Here is a 20,455-nt window from a genome sequence, read left to right on the forward strand (position 1 = left end):
TCGCCAATGAATGAGCAAATGAGCAATCGGCATTTCCCCGGCGCGTAGCCGCGGCCTAACATCCGCGGATTCCCTTCAGGCCGATATCTCCATGACCGAATTGCTGCGCATCCAGAACCTCACCGTCGATCTGCCGCCAGGCGCTGACCGGCCGCATGCGCTCAAGGATCTGTCGCTGAGCCTGAACTCAGGCGAGATCCTGTGCGTGGTGGGCGAAAGCGGCTCGGGCAAATCGCTGACCGCCGGCGCCATACTGGGCTTGCTGCCGCAGGAGGTGCGCGCCAGCGGCGGACAAGTGCTGTGGGAAGGCCAGGATCTGCTGCGCCTGGCGCCGGACGCGCTGCGGCGCCTGCGCGGGCAGCGCATAGGCATGATCTTCCAGGAGCCCATGACGGCGCTGAATCCGTTGCGCACCATCGGCGACCAGATCGCCGAGGTCTTCCGCACCCATACCCGCCTGTCGCGGGCCGAGATCCGGCGGCGCACCTTGGAGCTGTTGGACTCCGTGCGCCTGCCCGATCCGGCCCAGGCGCTGGGCGCGTACCCGCATGAACTGTCCGGCGGCCAGCGGCAGCGGGCCATGATCGCGATGGCGCTGGCGCTGGAGCCGGCGTTGCTGATCGCCGACGAGCCGACCACGGCGCTGGACGTCACGACCCAGGCGCAGATCCTGCATCTGATACACGACCTGCAACGCCGCAAGGGCACCGCCGTGCTGTTCATCACGCATGATTTCGGCGTCGTCGCCGAGATCGCCGACCGCGTCGCGGTGATGCAACGCGGCGAACTTGTGGAAAGCGGGGCTGCGCAACAGGTGCTGGAACATCCGCGCCATCCCTACACGCGCGCCCTGATCGCGGCGGTGCCGCCGCTGGCGCCCGCCGTGGCGCGGCCGGCGCTGGCGGCCGATGCGCCGGCCATCCTGCACGCCCAGGGGCTGTCCAAAACCTACCGCAAGCGAGGCTGGCTGGGACGCCCGGTGCGTGAAACCCGCGCCCTGGACGATGTGACGCTGACCTTGCGGCAAGGCGGCACGCTGGGCATCGTCGGCGAAAGCGGATCCGGCAAATCCACCCTGGCGCGGGCCTTGCTGGGCCTGGCGCCGCCGGACACGGGCGGCATCACGCTCGCGGGCCAGGCGCTGGCCTCCAAGGGAGCAAACGCGCGGCTCGCGCACGCGAAGCGGGTGCAGATGGTGTTCCAGGATCCCTACGGTTCCTTGAATCCGCGCCAACGCGTCGGTGAAATCGTCGCGCGCGGACCGATCGTCCACGGCACGCCGCGGCGCGTGGCGCTTGCGCGCGCCCAAGAGCTGTTCGAATTGGTCGGTCTGTCGCCCGATGCCTTGCGGCGCTACCCGCACGAATTCTCGGGCGGGCAGCGCCAGCGCATCGGCCTGGCGCGGGCGCTGGCCATGCAGCCGCAGGTGCTGATCGCGGACGAACCGGTGTCGGCGCTGGACGTGTCGGTCCAGGCCCAGGTGCTGGCGCTGTTGGCGCGGCTGCGCGAGCAGCTGGGCCTGTCGATACTCTTCATCACCCACGACCTGCGCGTGGCGGCGCAGGTCTGCGACGACATCGCCGTCATGCAGCAGGGCCGGGTGGTGGAGGCGGGGCCTTGCGCCGAGGTCTTCGGCCAACCGGCGCATCCGTACACGCAGGCTTTGCTGGCCGCGGTGCCCGGACGGCGCTGGGATCCGGCCACGGTGGCCTTGCGCCAGGCCGCCTGAGTTGGACGCATCCGCATAGCGCGCGCCAGCGCTGGCCGTCCAGCGCGGCGCGGCCATCCACGTTTGCAATCACGCGTATCACGATAGCGGCGGCAGGTGCGCGCTGGCTGGCGGGTCAGGCATGCTAGTCTGTCTTGACCATTGCCGCACGACCGCATATCTCCGAGGATGAGCGATCCGGCCTCTCATTCCAGGAGCCCCAATGCGCTTGAATGCAGCACCGCAGCAACGTCGTTCGATCTGGCGCAAACTGCTCGTCATCCTGCCCGTGACCGCAGCGGTGATCGCGGCACTGGTCTTCGCCGTCACCCGCATCGTCGAGCTGCGCATCGCCGGCATGCTGGGAGAGCGCGCCAAGGTAGGCGAGGTTCAGGCCGGATTCAAGCGGGTGGTGCTGACCGACGTAGTCGTCTCCGGAGAGCCGGGCCAGGCCGACGTCCGGGCGCGCCGGGTGGTGCTGGAACCCGAATGGCAGGCCCTTCTGAAGCGCGAGGCCGTGTTCAAGTCCATCACGGTCGAAGGCTTCGACTTTACGGTGGTGCGCAGCGCCGACGGCGAACTGCATATCGGGTCGGCCCTGCAATCCGCCTTCCGCAAGGACCAGGGCGGCGGCGAGGACGAAGCCAAGAGCCAGGGAAAGGGCGCGGATGAAGGCGGAGAGCGCCGCCGCATGCCGGTGCGCATCGCCGACCTGATCCTGCGCGACGGCCGCCTCGATTACGAGGACGCCGTGGTGTCCAAGCCGCCGCACCGCATTCCGTTTACCGACGTGCAGGCGCGGCTGCAGCCCGTGAACATGCCCCGCGACGGCACGCGCAGCGCCATGGAATTCAATGGCAAGGTCGAAGGCAACCGCAACGGCGAATCGACGGTGCGCGCGCAGGGCTGGCTGGTGCTGGGCAGCACGGACGCCGACATGACGGTCGCGGTGCGCAACATGGATATCCGCCACGCGGCGCCCTATATCGCGGGCAAGGATGCCGCGACGCTGACTGGCGGCTCCATGGATCTGGACATGAAGACCGCCATCGCCCGCGGCGACCTGCGCGCATCCGGCACGTTGGCCTTGCATGACCCGCAATTCAGCGGCGACGGCTCGCTGTTCTCGCTGCCGCGCAGGACCGTGCTCGCGGCGCTGAAGGATCGCTCGGGCGCTCTGCGCTTCCAGTTCACCCTGGCGGGCAAGCTGGAAAATCCGCGGTTCTCGATCTCGCGCGGCATCGCCGCCCACGTCGAGCAGGGCGTCGGGCACGCGATCGGGGTGGGCGCGGAAGGCGCGGCCGAAGGCGTGACGGGCGCAGTCAAGGAACTGGGCGACTCGATATCCGACCTGCTCAGTCCGAAGCCTTAGCGGCGCGCCGCCGGCAGCGCCACAACCGGCGCTGAACGGCAGTGGCGCGCCCCTGCCGCGCCCTCAGACCGTGCGCGCCGCCCAGAACGCAGTGCGCACCGCGGGCGATGCGGCGATGCTGGCAGTCACCCGGTCCAGGTCCAGCTCGTCCACCGAGGCTTCGCTGAGCGCGGCCTCGATCTCCACCTCGTTCTCGCCGAACTGATCGATCTTCAGTTCGGACAGGGGCAATTGCTCGCTTTCCAGGACGTCTTCCAGCACCGTCATGGCGGCCTGCCGCTGTTCCACGTTCGCGATTACGTGTATCACGGTCGTGACTTCCGTCGTCTGCGAGTCCACAGGCTGGCGGTTGACGTAACTGACCACAGGACGCAGCAGGGTGTTCGCCGCAAGCACGAAGGCCGTGGCCGCCACGGCCTCCAGGATCAGCGATGCACCCGCGCAGGCGCCGATGGCGGCGGAGCCCCACAGCGTGGCGGCGGTGTTCAGGCCGCGGATGCTGCCGCCTTCGCGCATGATGGCGCCAGCGCCCAGGAAGCCCACGCCCGACACCACATAGGAAATGACGCGCGAGCCGCCGTCGGCGCCGCCCACGCGGAACGCCAGGTCCACGAAGATGGCCGCGCCCACGGACACCAGCACGTTGGTGCGCAGGCCCGCCGTGCGCTGGCGGAACTGGCGTTCAAAGCCGACCACCGAGCCCAGCACGAAGGCCGTCAACAGGCTGACCAGCGTATTGGCCAGAGTGAGGAACTGGATGTTTTCGAAATTCTTCATGTTCTTCTCGATTCTTCAGCATGTTATGGACAGGCGCGGCAAAGGTGGCGATCCCGCTCAGGGCAACCGCCACACCGAGGTCAGCACCAGCGCCAGTCCGACCAGCCAGATCAGGGCCAGCGCCAGGACGCGCGCAATCATCAGGTATTTGTACGGATCTTTCATGACAGTCTCCCGGCAGCCCGCGGCCGCCATCGCGTCACGCCGGCAGTACGGCGATGGAGGCGCCCGATTCGGATTCCCAATGCACCCGCCGCACGTTCGGGCTCTGGCCCAGCCGCAGGGCGATGGCGCTGAGCAGATTGCGCAGGTCCGGGGGGCAATGCAGCGTGACGACGGTGGACGCCAGCTGATCGGATTCATTGCGCGAAATGCGCACCGCCAGCACCCGCAGGTCGAGGTCCCTCAGTTCGTAGTACAGCTGCTTGCGCAGCGCGTTCAGCGTGTCGCTGAGGCTGACGATGGTGAATTGGTAGATGGGCGTGACCGGGGCCTGCGCGGGACGCGCCGCGCGGGTCCGGTCCAGGAAGGGCAGGAATTGCTTGATACGCATGATCGTCTCCTTGTCGGGGGGAGTACGGTGGAAGGTCCACATGCATGCGCCGCCTGGCCGGCGTGACGGGCGCGCAACAAGGCGCGCGCATCGCGCGTCGGCAAGCAGTCGGGGAGAGGGCTGGCGGTCCCGAAGAGGTCGGGGCCGGAGAGCCGGGTCCTGGCTTTAAGCAGGACCGGCGCGGACTAGTTCCGCGGATCCTGCGTCAAGCGGCGCTTGCAGTCGTGTTTCGACTACATCCGTCGTTGTCCACATTGATCTCTTGTGTGTTGAAGGTGGCGGCAGTATAGCGCCGGCCTAGGGTTAACACCAGTAAAAAGAAAGCAAAAATGGCGCGCCGGTTTCAAGACGGCGCGCCCGGCGCGCTTCATTTGGCCGGCGCCGGCGGCCCCGCGTAGTACTGCGCCAAGGCGGCGATTTCGCTGTCGGTCAGGCGTTGCGAGAAGGCCCGCATGACGCCGACGTCGTCATTGCGCCGCGAGCCATTGCGGAACGCCATCATCTGGTCGGTGAAGTAGTCCTTGGACTGTCCGGCCAGCCGCGGCAGCAGCGGTCCTTCGCCCATGCCGCGCAGGCCGTGGCAGTTGGCGCAGGCGGGCAGGGCGCGCGCGCCGTCGCCTTGCAGGTCGAGCTTGCGTGCAGCCTCGCCGCCGGCTTCGCCCACATGCAGCGGCGGCCCGGCCAGCGTGCCGTAATAAGCCGCCACCTGCCCGATCTCCTGTTCGGTCAGGGCGCGCGCCACCGTGTTCATCAAGGGCTGGACGCGCGAGCCAGAACGGAAGTCGGCCAGTTGCTTGGCCAGGTACTCGCTGGTCAGGCCGGCAAGGTTGGGGAAGATGCCGCCCGTGGGCGTGATGCCCGCCGGCCCATGGCATGCGACACAGGCCTGCACGCCGGAACCGGGCTTGCCATTGGCGGCCAGCTGCTTGCCGGCTTCGGGATCCGCGCCGCGCAGATAGCCCTCCCAATCCGGCCGCGAGGCGCTGAAGTCCTGGGCGCTGCGGCCCGGCACGGCGGGCGTGGAAGCGGTAGGAGTGGAAGCGGCTGGCGCGGCGCCGGAAGCATTGGCTGGCGTGGCCGCCGGAGCCGCGGCCTGGTTGGCGGACGGCGGCTTGGCGGATTGCGCGTTGGATGGGGCAGGGGTTGCCGGCTGAGCGGCCGCCGGCGGCGGTGCAGGCGGCGCAGGGGGCTGCGGCACCGCCGAGGCGCGGATCAGTCCGTCGCCACCGGTCCCTATCATCTGGTGCAGCGTCGCGATCAGCGTGATGGCGGGAACCGCGATCATCAACGCCAGCGTGATGGCTATGCCTTTGCGATGTTCGATCATGATCACACCAGCGGGCCCGGCGAACGCAGATAGTCCGCCTTGATTTTCTCGACGATCCAGTACGCGGTGGCGCCCACGGTGCCCGTGGGGTTGTAGCCCGAGTTCTGCGGGAACAGCGCCGCGCCGGTCACGAACACATTGGGTACATCCCACACCTGGCCATAGCGGTTGACCACGCTGGTGGCCGGGTCGCCGCCCATGGCGGCGCCGCCCGTCAGGTGAGTGGACTGATACACCGTGGCCGAGAACGGCCGTTTGCGCGGGCCTGGCTCGGTGCGGACGATGCCCTTCATGGCGCGCCCGATCTCGTCGCCCTTGTCGGTCAGGAAGGCCGACATGCGGATGTCGTTGTCCGGGAAGTCGTAGGTCACGCGCAGCAGCGGCAGCCCCCAGGCGTCCTTGTAGGTCGGGTCCAGGCTCAGATAACCGCCGCGCCAGGGCTGGGCCGAACCGGTGATGGTGATCGAGGCCGAATGGTTGTAGTAGCGCTTGACGGCTCTTTTCCATTCCGCGCCCCAAGCCGGCGTGCCCTTGGGCGTGGGGTGGTAGCCGATGGGCGCGCCACTGACCACCTGGATCTGCAGATAGCCTCCGCCGACGAAGCCCAGCGGGCCATGGTCGAAATTGTCGGCGCTGAAATCGTCCATGGTCACGGCCACGGCGCCCGCGCCCATGAAGGGGTTGATGTTGGTGGCTTCGTCGAAGAACAGATTCACGCCGGACGTGGTCTGGTGCGTGTAGTTGCGGCCGACCACGCCCGTGTCCGTGGCGGGATCGTAGGGCTGGCCGATGCCGGACAGCAGCAACAGGCGCACGTTGTTAATGCCGAAGGCGCACAGCACGACGATTTCGGCCGGCTGGAAGGTCTCGGTGCCCGCCGCGTCCACATAGGTCACGCCGCGCGCGCGCTTCTTGTCCGGCGCCAGCTCCACGCGCAGCACATGCGCGCCCGTGCGGATCTCGAAGTTCTTCAGCTTCATCGCCACCGGCAGGATACAGACCTGCGGCGAAGCCTTGGCGAAGTGCTCGCAGCCGAAGTTGGAACAGAAGCCGCAATACACGCAGGCGCTCATGTGCAGGCCTTCCGAATTCACGTAGGGCCGGGTGCAGAGGGCGGAAGGCTGCACATAAGGGTGATAGCCCAGCTTGCGCGCGGCCTCGCCGAACAAGGCGGGCGCATAGGGCACCTTCATGGGCGGATTGGGGTAGGGGCGCGAACGCCAGGGCTCGAACGGATTGCCGCCATCCTGCTTCTGCCCCTTGATATTGCCTGCCTGTCCCGACGCGCCGATGAGATAGTCGTAGCGGTCGAAGTAGGGCTCCAGCTCGTCGTAGGTCAGCGGCCAGTCCTGACAGGTCAGTTCCTTGTCGAAGATGCCGGCGCCGTAGCGTTCGGTGTAGTGGCTGCGGATGCGGAAGTCGGTGGGATCGAAGCGGTAGTAAGCGCCGGACCAATGGTTGCCCGCGCCGCCCAGATGCGTGCCGGGATAGGCGAACTGCCAGCGCCGCATGGGCAGGGCCTTCTGGTCCGTGTTGTTGCGGAAGGTGAAGGTCTCGGTGGCGGCGTCCTGGTGCAGTTCATGGCGCCGCGTGTACTTCAATTCGTCGTGGACATTCGGCCCCTGGAAATCGGGCGAGGGCCAGCGCGCCTCGCCGCGCTCCAGCACCACCACGCGCTGTCCGGCGGCCGCCAGTTCCTTGCCGATGATGGAGCCGGTCCAGCCGCCGCCGATGATGGCGACGTCCACTGCGGGCAGCGTCTTAGCCATGGCCGTCTCCCGGCTTCATCGCGTGGCCGCGGGCGTTGGCGATGGACACCGGCTTGCCGGCCCAGATCACGCCATGGCGCTCGATGTCGTTGGAAAACGAGGCGTAGGCGCCAGGAAATCCAACCAGTTTCCAACCCGCCATGTCGACGTTGCCGCCGTACAGCGGGTCGGAGAAGAATCCTTCCACGGTGCCGTCCAGCAAGGCCTGGAAGAACACGTCGGAGGGCAGCGGCGAAAAATCCGGCTTGCCCGCCTGCATGTCGTGCAGCCAGGCGTCCTGGCGCGCCGCGTCTAGCTCGGCATAAGGCTTGCCGTCCTGCTTGCGCGTCGCGGCGTCCAGCGCGGCCAGGCCGCGGCGGAACATTTCGGCGGGCGTGAACGACAACTGGTAGCCCTGTTCTGGGGTGCCGGCCTCAAACGGGCCCTGGCGGTACAGCTGGCTGCCCGCGCCCCAGGCGCCGGCCAGTTGCCCGTCCAGAAAGGCGGTCACGCCGGCTTCCTTCGCGCCGGGCCCCAACTCGTCGGCCGGAATCAGGCGCGCGGCGATGGCATCCATCGCCAGGGCTTCCTCGGTGTTGAAGAACTTCAGCGTGCGCTGGGCCGGCGCGCCGGATGCGGCGGTGGCCGCAGAGGGAGGAGGGTGTTGGCTGCCGTCGCCGGGCGCGCTCAGCGCCTGGGGCGCCCATGCGGCGCCGGGTACGCCTATCGCCAGGGCCTTGAGCAGGCCGCGGCGTCCAGAAACAGGTTGATCGCCCATGCGTCACTCCAGCATCGGGGCGGGCTTGCCGCCAGCCCCTTCGGTAGGGATCCCATGCCAGCTTGTTATCTGTGTGCGTAGTGTGTCACTGTTCGCGGGACGAGAGCAACGACGAACGCGCATCCGCGGGTCCGCCCGGATGCGGCCTGATACGGATTCAGGTAGTATTCAGTTTCCCGTAAGAAAGAGAGCAAGGCGGACGCTCTACCCATTGCTGCCCAGGCAGCCAGGGCGGTTCGCCATCTATGAACGAAGACCCTCCTCCTAGCAGGGCGCCGCAAGCAAGCCGGCGCCCGATGCCCCATCCTCCCGCAGCCACGGTCTGGGCGCTCCGCCCGTCAGCCGATTCCCTTCTCGCCGCCGCGGCCACGCCGCGCCTGGGTTGCCGCGCTCCGCCGCCCGCAGCCCGGCCCGCTCGCGTCCGCGCTGAGCATCCTGTCCGCGCCGACGGCGCACTTCCCCTGATCCTGTCCGGCGCCGCGCAGCGTCCGGCTCCGTTTTGCATGGAATCCTGATGATTTTCGACTGGATGAGCGACCCCACCGCCTGGCTAGGCCTGGCAACCCTGGTCGTGCTTGAAATTGTGCTGGGCATCGACAACCTGGTGTTCATTGCCATCCTGGCGGACAAGCTGCCGCCCGCGCAGCGCAACCGCGCCCGCCTGATCGGCCTGACGCTGGCCATGGTGATGCGCCTGGGCCTGCTGGCCAGCATCGCCTGGGTGGTGACGCTGACCGCGCCTCTGTTCACGGTGCTGGGCGCCGAGATCTCGGGACGCGACCTGATCCTGATCCTGGGCGGCCTGTTCCTGCTCTTCAAGGGCACGATGGAACTGCATGAGCGCGTGGAAGGCAGCTCCCACCACGACCAGGGCCAGAAGCCGCAGCATGCCGTGTTCTGGCAGGTGATCCTGCAGATCGTGGTGCTGGACGCGGTGTTCTCGCTGGACTCGGTGATTACCGCCGTGGGCATGGTGCAGGACCTCAGCATCATGATGATCGCCGTGATCGTCGCGATGGCCGTGATGATGCTGGCCAGCCGCCCGCTGATGAGCTTCGTTGGCCGCCATCCCACGGTCGTCATCCTGTGCCTGGGCCTGCTGCTGATGATCGGCTTCAGCCTGGTGGCCGAAGGCCTGGGCTTCCACGTGCCCAAGGGCTATCTGTACGCCGCCATCGGCTTCTCGATCCTGATCGAACTGTGCAACCAGCTGGCACGCCGCAACCGGGCCAAGGGCACGCACGCCCTGGGCCGCCGCCAGCGCACCGCGCAAGCCGTGCTGCGCCTGCTGCGCGCAGGCCGCGGCGGGCAGGCGGGCGGACATGCCGATGAAGTGGTCGCGCTGGTCGACGCCGCAGGCGACGAGCCGGCCTTCGCGCCGGAGGAAAGCACCATGATCGAACGCGTGCTATCCATAGGCGGCCGCGATGTGCGCTCCATCATGGTGGCGCGCGGCGACATCGTCTGGCTGGACGTGGCCGATACGCCCGATGCCATCGTGCGCAAGTTCGCCAGCGGCCATTCGCGCCTGCCGCTGTGCGCGGGCGATCCGTCCAACGTGCTGGGCGTGCTGCACTTCAAGGACCTGCTGCCGCTGCTGCAGAACCCTGGCCCGATCGACCTGGTGGAGCTGGCGCGCGAACCGCGCTACGTCATGGAAACCACGCCGGTGCTGAAGGTGCTGGAAGAACTGCGCGCCTCGCGCGACCACATGCTGATCGTGGTCGACGAGCACGGCGTATGCGAAGGCCTGATCACGCCGATGGACGTGCTGACCGCCGTGGCGGGCGAGCTGCCCGAGAGCCAGGAAGAGCAGCCCGAAGCTCTGCAACTGGCCGACGGCTCCTGGCTGCTGGAAGGCCGCCTGGCGGTGACGGAGGCCGCGCGCCTGCTGGAAGCGCCGGCACTGGCCGAGGACTATCCCGACGCCACGCTGGCGGGCTGCCTGCTGCGCGCCGGCGGACGGATTCCTGAAGCGGGGGAAGCGATCGCGTGGCGCGACTGGCGTTTCGAGATCACCCGGCGCGACGGCCTGCGCATCGACCAGGTCCACGCCAGCCCGGTACGGCATGAGGCCGATCAGACCGGCTGATGCCCTGTCGCACTAAGCGCGCAACAGAGGGGGATGCCTATGGGCATCCCCTTTTTACCTTGGTCCAGCCCGCCGCCACTCAGCCCTTCTTTCTGCCGAAAGCTATGACCATCAGACCAATAGCTAGTATTGGTGAAAGTAAAACTCTGTGCGAAGATTGCGATAGATTTCACGATTTTTTCGATTCCAGCCTCCTTGCTGAAATCAGCATTTCCGTACGGCGTGTCTTTGCATTTTGTTATCTCTTTGTGGGGTACAGCGCATGGGCAGTACGAAGTCTGCATTCAGGGAAATCGACAAAAGAGGAATAACCGCGGTGGGCGGATTGATCGCCTGGACCGCGTTGAGCTTGCCCGTGGCGGCGTGGGCGACCGAGGGCGCGCTAGGGCGGCAGATCAGCGGCACCAACGTGCAACCCAATGCGGGCATTGTGTCGCCCGAACCGATTTGGGCCGTGAATCTCTCCCAGATCTACATGGACGGCAGCATAGGCGGCAGCCGCGAAGTCCCCATCGGCGGCCGGACCTCGCTGGGCCTGGACGCCAAGGTCGCGTTCACCCTGGCCACGGTCCTCAAGACCTGGGACACCGGACCCGGCCGCTGGAATTTCGCGTCGAGCTTTACCTTGCCCTACGTCTGGACCAAGGTGAATTCCACGGTGACCGGCCCCGGCGGCCGCAGCGTCGGCCAAAGCGACACCGCTTCCAATCTGTTCGACCTGTATTTCTCGCCGATCATCGCGGGCTACCACTTTTCGGAAACCTCGCACATGGCGCTCAGCTTCAACGTCTGGGCGCCCACCGGCAAGTACAACGCCAACGACATGGCCAACCCCAGCCTCAACAACTGGACCTTCATTCCGCAGGTGGCCTACACCAAGATCTTCCCGGAGTCCGGCTTCCAGCTGGACACGGTGGCCGGCATCCAGTTCTACACCCGCAACAACGCCACGGACTATCGCAACGCGCCACTGTTCAGCATGGACGTGATGGGTCGCAAGATGTTCAGCAACGGCGTCAGCGCGGGCTTGATCCTGGGCACGATCCAGCAGTTGGGCAGCGACTCGGGGCCCACCGCCGACCGGCTCAATGGTTTCAAGGGACGCGATTGGGCGCTGGGTCCGATCGTGACCTATGACAGGAAGTTGGCGGACAAGCGTTCGCTGTCGCTGGGCTTGCGCTGGGTGCCCACGATCAGCAGCACCAATCGCCTGGACAGCAGCAGCACGGTCATGGCGACAGCGACGCTGGTGTTCTGACCGCCAGGATGGTCTTTGTGGGGCAGCCAGCCCCGGACGCGGCGCTGCCGCGTTTGGTCTGTTTGATATCGGGTGACTGAAATGGCAAAACCAACACAACATAGGACACGCGTCGCCGGCGCGCTGCTGCTGGCCGGCGTGGTGCTGGGCGCGGCCGCGAGCACTAGCTATCTCCTCATGGGCCGGGACGGCAAGCCCGAAGCGGTAAAGGTGGTGCTGGGCGACGGCAAGAGCGGTCCCTCCGGCATGGCCTGGGTGCCCGGCCGCGAATTTCTGATGGGCAGCAGCCACAAACTGGCGCAGCCCAACGAGATGCCGGCGCACAAGGTGTCCGTCAGCGGCTTCTGGATGGACGTGAACGACGTGACCAACGCGCAGTTCCGCCGCTTCGTCGAAGCCACGGGCTATGTCACCACCGCCGAACAGAAGCCAAAATGGGAAGACCTGAAGGTGCAATTGCCGCCTGGCACGCCGCGTCCGGACGACAGCCTGCTGGTGCCGGGCGCCATGGTGTTCGTCGGCACGGAAAGCGAGGTATCCCTGCGCGACTACTCGCGCTGGTGGCGCTACGTGCCCGGCGCGAACTGGCGCCATCCGCAAGGGCCCGGCAGTTCCATCGCCGGCAAGGATGACCATCCCGTGGTGCAGGTTTCGTACCAGGACGCGGTGGCCTACGCCAAGTGGGCCGGCAAGCGCCTGCCCACCGAATCCGAATGGGAAATGGCGGCGCGCGGCGGGCTGGAGCAGGCCACCTACGCCTGGGGCGAAGAGCTGCTGCCGCAAGGCAAGCCCATGGCCAACATCTGGGACACGCAACAGCAGCAGCCGTTTCCCGTCGTGAAGGATGAAAAAGTGCAGGTCGGCACCATGCCGGTGGGCAGCTTCTCGCCCAACGGCTATGGCCTGTACGACATGGCGGGCAATGTGTGGCAATGGACCGCCGACTGGTATCGCGCCGACGCCTTCAAGATCCAGGCGCAGTACCGCCAGCCACCCGCGGACCCGGCGGGGCCGGCCGACAGTTTCGATCCCGACGACGGCATCGTGCCGCCCGGCGCGCCCAAGCGCGTGACGCGCGGCGGCTCGTTCCTGTGCAGCGATACCTATTGCATCAGCTACCGCACCAGCGCGCGGCGCGGCACGGACCCGATGAACGGCATGTCGCACCTGGGCTTTCGCACGGTCATGACGCCCGAGCAATGGAAGCTGGCGCAGACCCGCAAGAACGGCGTCGCCAGCCGCTAGCGCGCTTCAGCTTCATTACGCAGGAGAGGGAATGCCGATGGGCAACCGCGACAGCATTCTGGAATTGGAGCGCGCCGTCGCGCGCTCAGTGCTGGGCCAAGACGCCGTCATACGCGAGGTGCTGCTGGGCCTGCTGGCCGACGGCCACCTGCTGCTGGAAAGCCTGCCGGGCCTGGCCAAGACGCGCACCGTCAAGACCCTGGCCGGGCATCTGGCCGCGGACATGAGCCGCATCCAGTTCACGCCCGACCTGCTGCCCTCGGACATCACTGGCGCCGAAGTGCTGCAACAGGACGGGCAGGGCAACAGCCGCATCCAGTTCCAGCAGGGGCCGTTGTTCGGCAACCTGATCCTGGCCGACGAGATCAACCGCGCACCGGCCAAGGTGCAGGCCGCGCTGCTGGAAGCCATGGAGGAACGGCAGATCACCGTGGCGGGCAAGACCCACCGCATGCCGCAATTGTTCATGGTGCTGGCCACGCAGAACCCGATAGAACAGGAAGGCACCTATCCCTTGCCGGAAGCGCAGATGGACCGCTTCATCATGAAGATCGTGCTGGACTACCCCGACGCCGACAGCGAAAGGCAGATGCTGGCGCTGCTGCGCAGCGAATCGCGCGCGGAGAACGGGGAGGCCGGTGCGCGCCTGGCGCAAGAGGTCTTGTTCGCCTGTCGCGGCGAAGTCGACCAGGTGCATGTGTCGGAGGCACTGGACCAGTACCTGGTGGACCTGGTGAACGCCACCCGCCATCCGGCCGGCCATGACGAAGACCTGGCGCGCTGGATCCAGGTCGGCGCCAGCCCGCGCGGCGCGATCGCGCTGGACAAGGTAGCGCGCGCCCATGCCTGGCTGGCGGGCCAGGACTATGTGTCTCCGGACGACGTGCGCGGCGTCGCCAAGCCAGTGCTGCGCCATCGCCTGCACCTGTCCTACGACGCCGTCGCCGACGGCGTCTCGCCGGACCAGGTGATAGACAAGCTGCTCGACACGGTCGCAGTGCCGGTCTGAGGCCGCCATGAACACCGCAGCGCGTTCCGCCGAAGTTCAGGTCCATGTCGCGGATCTGATGGCGCTCGAACCCGCCGCGCGCGGACTGGGCTTTTTCAGCCGCCAGCCGGTGCGCAGCATCCTGGCGGGGCAGCATGGCTCGCGCCTGCGCGGCCGCGGCCTGGACTTCGAGGAGCTGCGCCGCTACCTGCCGGGGGATGACTTGCGCCAACTCGATTGGCGCGCCTCGCAGCGGCTGGGCAAGCCCTATGTGCGCACCTACAGCGAAGAGCGCGATCGTCCGGTGCTGGTGGTGGTGGACCAGCGCATGGGCATGTACTTCGGCTCGGTGCGCAGCTTCAAATCGGTGGTGGCGGCGCGCGTGGCGGCGCTGTCGGCCTGGATGGCGTATCTGGCGGGCGACCGGGTGGGCGGCCTGGTGTTCGCCGATGCCGGCATCGACAGCGTGCGTCCCTTGCGCAGCCGTGAACGCATCCAGGCGCTGTTCGCGGCGATCGCGCGGCGCAGCCAGTCCATGAGCGCCGACCAGCCGGACGTGGACGCTTCGGGACGCCTGAACGAAGCGCTGCAAGGGGCGCTGGCGCACGCGCCGCACGACTGCCTGATCTGTCTCGTCAGCGATTTCGCCGGCGCCGACGACGGCACCTTGAAGCTGCTGCGCACGCTCGCCGCGCACAACGACGTGGTGGCGACCCTGGTGTACGACCCGCTGGCCCTGCGCATACCCTTGCGCGGCCGGCTGGTGGTGACGCAGGGGGAATTGCAGGTCGAGGTGGTCGCCGACCGCAAGCAGGTGCGGGAGCCGCTGTCGGACTTTTTCTCGGGGCGGTTGCACGATGTCGCGGAACTGCTGCGCCGCAGCCGCGTGCCGCTGCTGTCCATTGACACCGCCGACGACACCGTCGCGCAGTTGCGTCGCGAATTGGGCCGCCAGGCCACCCGTCCGCGCGCCAGGAGCCCGGCATGAGCGCCGGCGCCGCGCCGTCCATCGAGCAGCTGCGCCAGTTGCCGCTGCCCGCGCCGGTGAGCTATTGGCCGCAGACCTGGGGCTGGCTGGCGCTGCTGGCCGTGGTCGCCGCGTTGGCCGCCTGGGCTGCCTGGCGCATCGCGCGGTGGCATCGGCGCAATCAGTACCGCCGCACCGGTCTGCGCAAGCTGGAGGCGCTGCGGCTGGCAGCGCAGTCGGATCCGCTGGCCGCACGCGGCTTACCCGAACTGCTCAAGCGCGTCGGCCTGTCCTCGGTGGCGGCGGCCGACAGGGCCAGGGTAGGGGCGCTGAGCGGCGGGGAATGGGTCGCCTTCATGACGGCCGGCTCGGGCGCATTCCCGCCCGACGCCGACGCCTTGCTACGCGCGCTGGCCTATGCGCCGCCCGAGGCCTTGCGGGCCATCGACCCGGAACGCGTGCGGCAGCTGTTCGCCGCGAGCCGGCAATGGATGGAGCGGCATCATGTGGCGGCTTGAGTATCCCTGGCTGCTGGCGCTGCTGCCGCTGGGCTGGCTGGCCTGGCGCTATCTGCCGCCCTATGTGCAGCGGCGCAGCGCCGTGCGCATCCCGTTCTTCGAGTCGGTGGCGCGCAGCACCGGCCAGACGCCCCAGCGTCCCGGCGTGCGCGGCGACCGCTGGCAACTGCTGCTGAATGTCCTGGTGTGGCTGCTGCTGGTCCTGGCGCTGGCGCGTCCGGAGCGGGTCGAGCCGCCGCTGGAACACCGCCAGCCGGTGCGCGACCTACTGCTGGCCATCGACATCTCGCAGTCCATGGAGACCGACGATTTCGTGACGCCGGACGGCCGCCGCGTGGACCGGCTGAGCGGCGTCAAGGCGGTGGTGGCCGACTTCATCGACCGCCGCAAGGACGACCGGCTCGGCCTCATCGTGTTCGGCACCGCCGCCTATCCGCAGGCGCCCTTGACGCAGGACCATGCCACGCTCAAGCTGCTGCTGGACCAGGTGACGACGCGCATGGCCGGGCCGAACACGGCCATCGGCGATGCGATCGGCTTGGCGATCAAGCAGTTCGTGCACGCCAGCGAACAGGATCAGGTGCTGATCCTGTTGACGGACGGCAACGATACCGGCAGCGCCGTACCGCCCGACCGGGCCGCGGCGATGGCGGCCGAGCGCCACATCGTGGTTCACACCGTGGGCATCGGCGACCCGCTGGCGCAAGGCGAGGAGAAGGTCGACTACGACGCCTTGCGCGCCATCTCGGCCAAGACCGGCGGCCGCTTCTTTCCAGCGCAGGACCAGGCCGCGCTGCGCCAGGTCTACGCCGAGCTGGACCGGATCACGCCGCATGAAGTGCGCGAGCTGCGCCACCAGCCCAAACAGGATTTCTTCTGGGTGCCGCTGGGCCTGGCGCTATTGCTGCTCGCAGGCTGGCACCTGCTTGCGGCGTTGCGCGGCTGGCGCGGCAGTCGCCGCGGCGCGGCGCCGGGCGCAGAGGAGGGCGGATGGAAATCAACCTGAGCGCCTTCCATTTCCTGCGTCCCTGGTGGCTGCTCGCGATCGTGGCGGCGGCATTGCTGTTGTGGCTGCGGCGCGACGAGGACGGCAGGCTCGGATGGCGCAGCAATATCGCGCCGGCGCTGCTGCCTTACCTGACCGTGAACACGCAGGGCAGCCGCGGGCCGCGTCCGGCGCAGATCCTGGCCGCCGTGCTGGCGCTGGGCGGGATCGCCGCCGCAGGTCCGACCTGGCAGCAGGACCGCCCAGCCTTCCTGGACAATATGGCGCCCTTGATCGCGGCGGTGGACCTGTCGCCGTCGATGGACGCAACCGACCTGCCGCCCAGCCGGCTGGAGGCGGTCAAGCGCAAGCTGCGCGACCTGCTGGCGCGGCGCGCGGGCGCCAAGACCGGGCTCATCGCCTATGCGGGTTCGGCACATCTGGTGCTGCCGCCCACCGACGATCCCGCGCTGCCGGATATGTTCGTCCAGGCCCTGTCGACCAACCTCATCGCGGCCCGCGGCAAGGACGCAGCCGGCGCCATTGCGCTGGCCGCCAGCCTGCTGCAGTCGGGCGATGCGGGCGGAACGCTGGTGCTGGTGACGGACGGCGCCGACACGAGCCAGTTGGCCGATGTCGAACGCCTGGCTCGCGCCAATACCTTCCAGATCCTGGTGTGGGCCGCCGGCACCCGCGACGGCGGCGTGGTACGCGACGCCCGGGGCCAGCCGCGGGTGGATGCGCAGGGCAAGCCCATGCTCGGCAGTTTCGACGAGGACGCGCTCAAACGCCTGGCCCAGGCCGCCCGCGCGCCGCTGGGCAGCCTGACGCTGAACGACGACGACCTTGACTGGGTCACCGGACATGCCGAGCGCCACTTCCAGGAAGTCCAGGACGCGGACAAGCCGCCCAACTGGAAGGACGCCGGCTACTGGCTGTGCTGGCCGCTGGCGCTCTTGGCGCTGCTGGCCTTGCGGCGCGGCTGGAACGTCAACTGGACGGCCTGCCTGCTGCTCGCCGCGGGTTTGGCGCTACCGACGCCGCGCGCGCAGGCCGGCGCGCTGGCGGACGCCTTCTTCACCGCCGACCAGCAGGGCCGCTGGGCCTACGAGCACAAGCGCTACGCCGAAGCGGCTGAGCTCTTCTCCGATCCCTACTGGAAGGGCCGCGCCGCCTACGACGCGGAACAGTACCCCGCCGCGCTCGCCGCCTTCGCCAAGCTCGACACGCCCGAGGGCTATTTCTACCTGGGCAATACCCAAGCCCGCCTGCGCAGCTACGACGCGGCCGTTGCCGCCTATGACCATGCGCTGCGGCTGCGGCCGGATTTCCCTGAGGCGCGCGACAACCGCAAGCTGATCGCCGACCTGATCGCCGCCGCCGAAAGCGAACAGACGGACGATGATTCGGAGAAGCCCGACGAGACCCGCATGGATAGCAGCAAGGCAGGCAAGACCAAGCAGGTGGCGGTGCCTCAGGCTGCGTCCGACGAGGTCTGGCTGCGCAACCTGAGCCTGTCGCCGGCGGGTTTCCTGAAGCAGAAGTTCGCGATCGAGGACGCGAGGAGAACCGCGCCGGCGGCGGGGAGACAGCCATGATGCGCGGCCTGCTCTGGCTGTTGAACGTGGTGCCGGATCTGCTTTCAAGGCAGCTTCTGAATCCGCTTCGAAACCTGTTTCCAGGCCTGCCGCCAAGGCCGCTTCTCAGCCTGCTTTTGAGCCCGCTTCTAGGCCTGCCTCTGGTCCTTTGCGTCACCACCGCGCACGCGCAGCCAGCAACGGACAGCGGGCCGCAGTTGCGCGCCGAAGCCCACATGGCGAATGCCGATTCCGTGATGGCGGGCGCCACTGCCATCCTGCAGGTGGACGTGCTGACCACCACCTGGTTCACCCAGCCGCCGCAGCTGCCGGCCCTGGACATTCCGGGCGCCCTGGTTTCCGGTCCTTCAGGGCAGGCTGCCCTCATCCGCGCCACGATAGGCGGCGTGACGTATAGCGGGTTGCGCTTCTCCTATCTGATCAGTCCGATGGCCGCGGGCGCGCTGCGCGTGCCGGCGATCCGGATCAGCGCGCAAGTGGGCCAGGCGCCAGCGCCGCTGGTCACGCAAACCGCTCCGCTGGAGGTGCGGGCGGCGGGCCCGCCCGGCGGGATTGCCGGCCACGCGCTGGCCGCCGGCGCCGTCCAGGCCACGCAGCAGATCCACTATTCGGCGGATTCTCCCGCCGTGGGCGATCACGTCAGCCGCGTCATCACCGTGCAGGCGCAAGGCGCCCAAGCCATGCTGATTCCGCCGCCAGCTTTGGCCGACGTGCCGGGGCTGAAATCCTATCCCGCCGAGCCCGAGCTGACGCAGCTCACGGACGGTCGCGGCGGGTTCGTGGGCGGCCAGCGCGTGGACCGCATCGACTACGTCATCGAGCGCACCGGCGCCTATGAATTGCCCGCGTTGGACGTCTGCTGGTGGAACGTGGCGACCAACAAGGAAGAGCGGATCGCGCTGCCGGCGCAACGCTTCGAGGCTAAGGCTGGCGCCGCCTATCAGACGCCGTTCTCGGTGGAGCAGGATCTGCGCGACATGGGACGCCAGGTGGCCGTGCGCATTCCCGGAGGATGGCTGGCGCTGGCCGCCGGCGCGGCGGCCGCAGTCCTGGCCGCATGGCTGGGCGCGCCGTGGCTGCGGCGCGCCATTGCGCGGATGCGGGCGTGTCATGCGGCATTGCGCCGCCGTTGGCGGGAATCCGAACCCTATGCGGCGCGGACGCTGCGGCAAGCCCTGGCGCAGCCGCAGCCCCGCCTGATCGCCTTGTACGCCTGGCTGCGCCATGCTGGCGGCGCAGCCACGCTCGCCCAGGCGACCGAGGGCATGGCCGCGCCGTTGCGACGCTCCGGCGCCGAGGCCTTGCGCGCCTGCTATGGCCCCGAACCGGACGCGGCGCGCGGCTGGAACGTTCTGCGCGCGGTGTTCCCCGGCTGGCGCCAGGCGTTGCACGCCCGGACCCGGCAGGCCCGGCCGTACCCGTTGCTGCCGCTGAATCCCGAGGGCGGCGCGGCATCCGCCATGCCACAGGCGCGGCGCCACAAACCTCCCGGAGACCAGACATGAACCTGCCACATTACGCCCGGCGCTGGTACGCGATCCTGCTTCTGTTGCTGCTGGCGGGCGTCGCCCGGGCGCAGACGCCGCTGCCGTCGTGGAACGAAGGGCCCTCGCGCCAAGCCATCTTGGCCTTCGTCGCCGCCGTCACCACCGAGGGCGGCCCGGATTATGTGGCGCCCGCCGACCGCATCGCCGTGTTCGACAACGACGGCACGCTGTGGAGCGAGCAGCCGCTGTATTTCCAACTGATTTTCGCGCTGGACCAGGTCAGGAAGATGGCGCCGCAGCACCCGGAATGGGCGCAGGAACAACCCTTCAAGGCCGCCATCGAAGGCGACCGCCAGACGCTGGCTGCGTCCGGCACCGAGGGACTGCTGAAGATCGTGGGGGCCACGCATACCAACATGACCACGCAGGCTTTCGCCGATGAGGTCAAGCAATGGATCAGGACGGCTCGCCATCCGCGCTTCAAGCAGCCCTATACCAGCATGATCTACGCGCCCATGCTGGAGCTGCTGGACTATCTGCGCGGCAACGGCTTCAAGACCTACATCGTTTCCGGCGGCGAAGTCGAGTTCATGCGCGCCTGGGCGCAAGACGTGTATGGCATTCCGCCCGAACAGGTGATCGGCACCACCTTCGTCACAGAGTTCCAGATGCAGGACGGCAAGCCGGTACTGATGCGCACGCCCAAGCTCGATTTCAATGACGACGGGCCAGGCAAGCCGGTGGCCATCAACAAGTTCATCGGCCGCCAGCCGATCTTCGCCTTCGGCAATTCGGACGGCGATCTGCAGATGCTGCAGTGGACGGCGGCCGGCAGCGGCAAGCGCTTTGCGGGCCTGCTGCACCACACCGACGCCAGGCGCGAATGGGCCTATGACCGCGAGTCCAAGGTCGGCCGCCTGGACAAGGCGCTGGACGAGGCGCAACGGAAAGAATGGGTAGTCGTGGATATGGCAAAGGAGTGGAGAAGGGTATACGCATTTGAAACACAGTGATTTCGTTTACGTGACTGGGTTCTGCCCCAAGGGGCAAGGAG

Annotated in this window: 17 protein-coding genes; 12 read left to right on the forward strand and 5 right to left on the reverse strand. The window is 68.0% G+C overall.

The features are described from left to right. Nucleotides 1-91 precede the first annotated feature (91 nt). Both HWY37_RS14770 and HWY37_RS14775 read left to right on the forward strand, forming a co-directional pair. Nucleotides 92-1,729: an ABC transporter ATP-binding protein gene (locus tag HWY37_RS14770; protein WP_175205700.1), complete on the forward strand. Its 1,638-nt coding sequence runs from the start codon at nt 92-94 to the stop codon at nt 1,727-1,729. Nucleotides 1,730-1,931: 202 nt separating this feature from the next. Then, nucleotides 1,932-3,080, forward strand: a complete 1,149-nt coding sequence (locus tag HWY37_RS14775) for a DUF748 domain-containing protein (protein ID WP_176088920.1) — start codon at nt 1,932-1,934, stop codon at nt 3,078-3,080. 63 nt (nt 3,081-3,143) lie between these two features. On the opposite strand, the gene HWY37_RS14780 is transcribed toward HWY37_RS14775, so the two are convergent. The 5 genes from HWY37_RS14780 to HWY37_RS14800 form a co-directional block, all read right to left on the reverse strand. Further along, the gene (locus HWY37_RS14780; protein WP_175205702.1) at nt 3,144-3,857 is read right to left on the reverse strand and encodes an MgtC/SapB family protein; all 714 of its coding nucleotides are present in this window, start codon (nt 3,855-3,857) and stop codon (nt 3,144-3,146) included. Between the two features lie 199 nt (nt 3,858-4,056). Continuing rightward, nucleotides 4,057-4,410, reverse strand: coding sequence for a hypothetical protein (locus HWY37_RS14785; RefSeq protein WP_176088921.1), 354 nt, complete (start codon nt 4,408-4,410; stop codon nt 4,057-4,059). Nucleotides 4,411-4,777: 367 nt separating this feature from the next. Continuing rightward, entirely contained in the window at nt 4,778-5,737 is a 960-nt protein-coding gene (locus tag HWY37_RS14790) for a c-type cytochrome (protein WP_176088922.1), read from the reverse strand. A 2-nt stretch (nt 5,738-5,739) separates the two neighbouring features. After that, the gene (locus HWY37_RS14795; RefSeq protein ID WP_176088923.1) at nt 5,740-7,506 is read right to left on the reverse strand and encodes a GMC family oxidoreductase; all 1,767 of its coding nucleotides are present in this window, start codon (nt 7,504-7,506) and stop codon (nt 5,740-5,742) included. Next, nucleotides 7,499-8,263, reverse strand: a complete 765-nt coding sequence (locus HWY37_RS14800; protein WP_175205706.1) for a gluconate 2-dehydrogenase subunit 3 family protein — start codon at nt 8,261-8,263, stop codon at nt 7,499-7,501. Before HWY37_RS14800 ends, HWY37_RS14795 begins: the two co-directional genes overlap by 8 nt. 514 nt (nt 8,264-8,777) lie before the next feature. On the opposite strand from HWY37_RS14800, the gene HWY37_RS14805 reads away from it, so the two are divergent. The 10 genes from HWY37_RS14805 to HWY37_RS14850 all read left to right on the forward strand — a co-directional run bounded on the left by HWY37_RS14805 (nt 8,778) and on the right by HWY37_RS14850 (nt 20,414). Then, nucleotides 8,778-10,355, forward strand: coding sequence for a TerC family protein (locus HWY37_RS14805; protein ID WP_175205707.1), 1,578 nt, complete (start codon nt 8,778-8,780; stop codon nt 10,353-10,355). Between the two features lie 262 nt (nt 10,356-10,617). After that, on the forward strand, nt 10,618-11,613 hold the full coding sequence (locus HWY37_RS14810) for a SphA family protein (protein ID WP_175205708.1): 996 nt from the start codon (nt 10,618-10,620) through the stop codon (nt 11,611-11,613). An 81-nt stretch (nt 11,614-11,694) separates the two neighbouring features. Further along, nucleotides 11,695-12,858 carry a formylglycine-generating enzyme family protein gene (locus HWY37_RS14815; protein ID WP_176088924.1) on the forward strand — a complete coding sequence of 388 codons (1,164 nt, stop codon included), beginning with the start codon at nt 11,695-11,697 and terminating at the stop codon, nt 12,856-12,858. A 37-nt stretch (nt 12,859-12,895) separates the two neighbouring features. Further along, on the forward strand, nt 12,896-13,867 hold the full coding sequence (locus tag HWY37_RS14820) for an AAA family ATPase (RefSeq protein WP_176089091.1): 972 nt from the start codon (nt 12,896-12,898) through the stop codon (nt 13,865-13,867). Nucleotides 13,868-13,874: 7 nt separating this feature from the next. Beyond that, a complete protein-coding gene (locus HWY37_RS14825; protein ID WP_175205710.1) occupies nt 13,875-14,834 on the forward strand; it encodes a DUF58 domain-containing protein in 960 nt (319 codons plus the stop codon). Beyond that, entirely contained in the window at nt 14,831-15,331 is a 501-nt protein-coding gene (locus HWY37_RS14830) for a DUF4381 domain-containing protein (RefSeq protein ID WP_175205711.1), read from the forward strand. Before HWY37_RS14825 ends, HWY37_RS14830 begins: the two co-directional genes overlap by 4 nt. Continuing rightward, the gene (locus tag HWY37_RS14835) at nt 15,318-16,337 is read left to right on the forward strand and encodes a vWA domain-containing protein (RefSeq protein WP_175205712.1); all 1,020 of its coding nucleotides are present in this window, start codon (nt 15,318-15,320) and stop codon (nt 16,335-16,337) included. Before HWY37_RS14830 ends, HWY37_RS14835 begins: the two co-directional genes overlap by 14 nt. Then, complete coding sequence (locus tag HWY37_RS14840; RefSeq protein WP_176088925.1) at nt 16,322-17,914, forward strand: vWA domain-containing protein; 1,593 nt, start codon at nt 16,322-16,324, stop codon at nt 17,912-17,914. The genes HWY37_RS14835 and HWY37_RS14840 overlap by 16 nt, the downstream gene beginning before the upstream one ends. A 215-nt stretch (nt 17,915-18,129) precedes the next feature. Further along, complete coding sequence (locus HWY37_RS14845; protein ID WP_246302302.1) at nt 18,130-19,419, forward strand: hypothetical protein; 1,290 nt, start codon at nt 18,130-18,132, stop codon at nt 19,417-19,419. Then, nucleotides 19,416-20,414, forward strand: coding sequence for an HAD family hydrolase (locus HWY37_RS14850; protein ID WP_176088927.1), 999 nt, complete (start codon nt 19,416-19,418; stop codon nt 20,412-20,414). Before HWY37_RS14845 ends, HWY37_RS14850 begins: the two co-directional genes overlap by 4 nt. The last annotated feature ends 41 nt before the right edge of the window (nt 20,415-20,455 follow it).

Origin of the sequence: Achromobacter anxifer (genome assembly GCF_903652925.1) — a bacterium.
Taxonomy (GTDB): Bacteria; Pseudomonadota; Gammaproteobacteria; order Burkholderiales; family Burkholderiaceae_B; genus Achromobacter; species Achromobacter anxifer.

Excerpts from the sequence above, each read along its gene's own strand:
- HWY37_RS14770 (WP_175205700.1), top strand. The coding sequence starts at position 92 with ATGACCGAATTGCTGCGCATCCAGAACCTCACCGTCGATCTGCCGCCA.
- HWY37_RS14775 (WP_176088920.1), top strand. The coding sequence starts at position 1,932 with ATGCGCTTGAATGCAGCACCGCAGCAACGTCGTTCGATCTGGCGCAAA.
- HWY37_RS14780 (WP_175205702.1), bottom strand. The coding sequence starts at position 3,857 with ATGAAGAATTTCGAAAACATCCAGTTCCTCACTCTGGCCAATACGCTG.
- HWY37_RS14785 (WP_176088921.1), bottom strand. The coding sequence starts at position 4,410 with ATGCGTATCAAGCAATTCCTGCCCTTCCTGGACCGGACCCGCGCGGCG.
- HWY37_RS14790 (WP_176088922.1), bottom strand. The coding sequence starts at position 5,737 with ATGATCGAACATCGCAAAGGCATAGCCATCACGCTGGCGTTGATGATC.
- HWY37_RS14795 (WP_176088923.1), bottom strand. The coding sequence starts at position 7,506 with ATGGCTAAGACGCTGCCCGCAGTGGACGTCGCCATCATCGGCGGCGGC.
- HWY37_RS14800 (WP_175205706.1), bottom strand. The coding sequence starts at position 8,263 with ATGGGCGATCAACCTGTTTCTGGACGCCGCGGCCTGCTCAAGGCCCTG.
- HWY37_RS14805 (WP_175205707.1), top strand. The coding sequence starts at position 8,778 with ATGATTTTCGACTGGATGAGCGACCCCACCGCCTGGCTAGGCCTGGCA.
- HWY37_RS14810 (WP_175205708.1), top strand. The coding sequence starts at position 10,618 with ATGGGCAGTACGAAGTCTGCATTCAGGGAAATCGACAAAAGAGGAATA.
- HWY37_RS14815 (WP_176088924.1), top strand. The coding sequence starts at position 11,695 with ATGGCAAAACCAACACAACATAGGACACGCGTCGCCGGCGCGCTGCTG.
- HWY37_RS14820 (WP_176089091.1), top strand. The coding sequence starts at position 12,896 with ATGGGCAACCGCGACAGCATTCTGGAATTGGAGCGCGCCGTCGCGCGC.
- HWY37_RS14825 (WP_175205710.1), top strand. The coding sequence starts at position 13,875 with ATGAACACCGCAGCGCGTTCCGCCGAAGTTCAGGTCCATGTCGCGGAT.
- HWY37_RS14830 (WP_175205711.1), top strand. The coding sequence starts at position 14,831 with ATGAGCGCCGGCGCCGCGCCGTCCATCGAGCAGCTGCGCCAGTTGCCG.
- HWY37_RS14835 (WP_175205712.1), top strand. The coding sequence starts at position 15,318 with ATGTGGCGGCTTGAGTATCCCTGGCTGCTGGCGCTGCTGCCGCTGGGC.
- HWY37_RS14840 (WP_176088925.1), top strand. The coding sequence starts at position 16,322 with ATGGAAATCAACCTGAGCGCCTTCCATTTCCTGCGTCCCTGGTGGCTG.
- HWY37_RS14845 (WP_246302302.1), top strand. The coding sequence starts at position 18,130 with ATGGCGAATGCCGATTCCGTGATGGCGGGCGCCACTGCCATCCTGCAG.
- HWY37_RS14850 (WP_176088927.1), top strand. The coding sequence starts at position 19,416 with ATGAACCTGCCACATTACGCCCGGCGCTGGTACGCGATCCTGCTTCTG.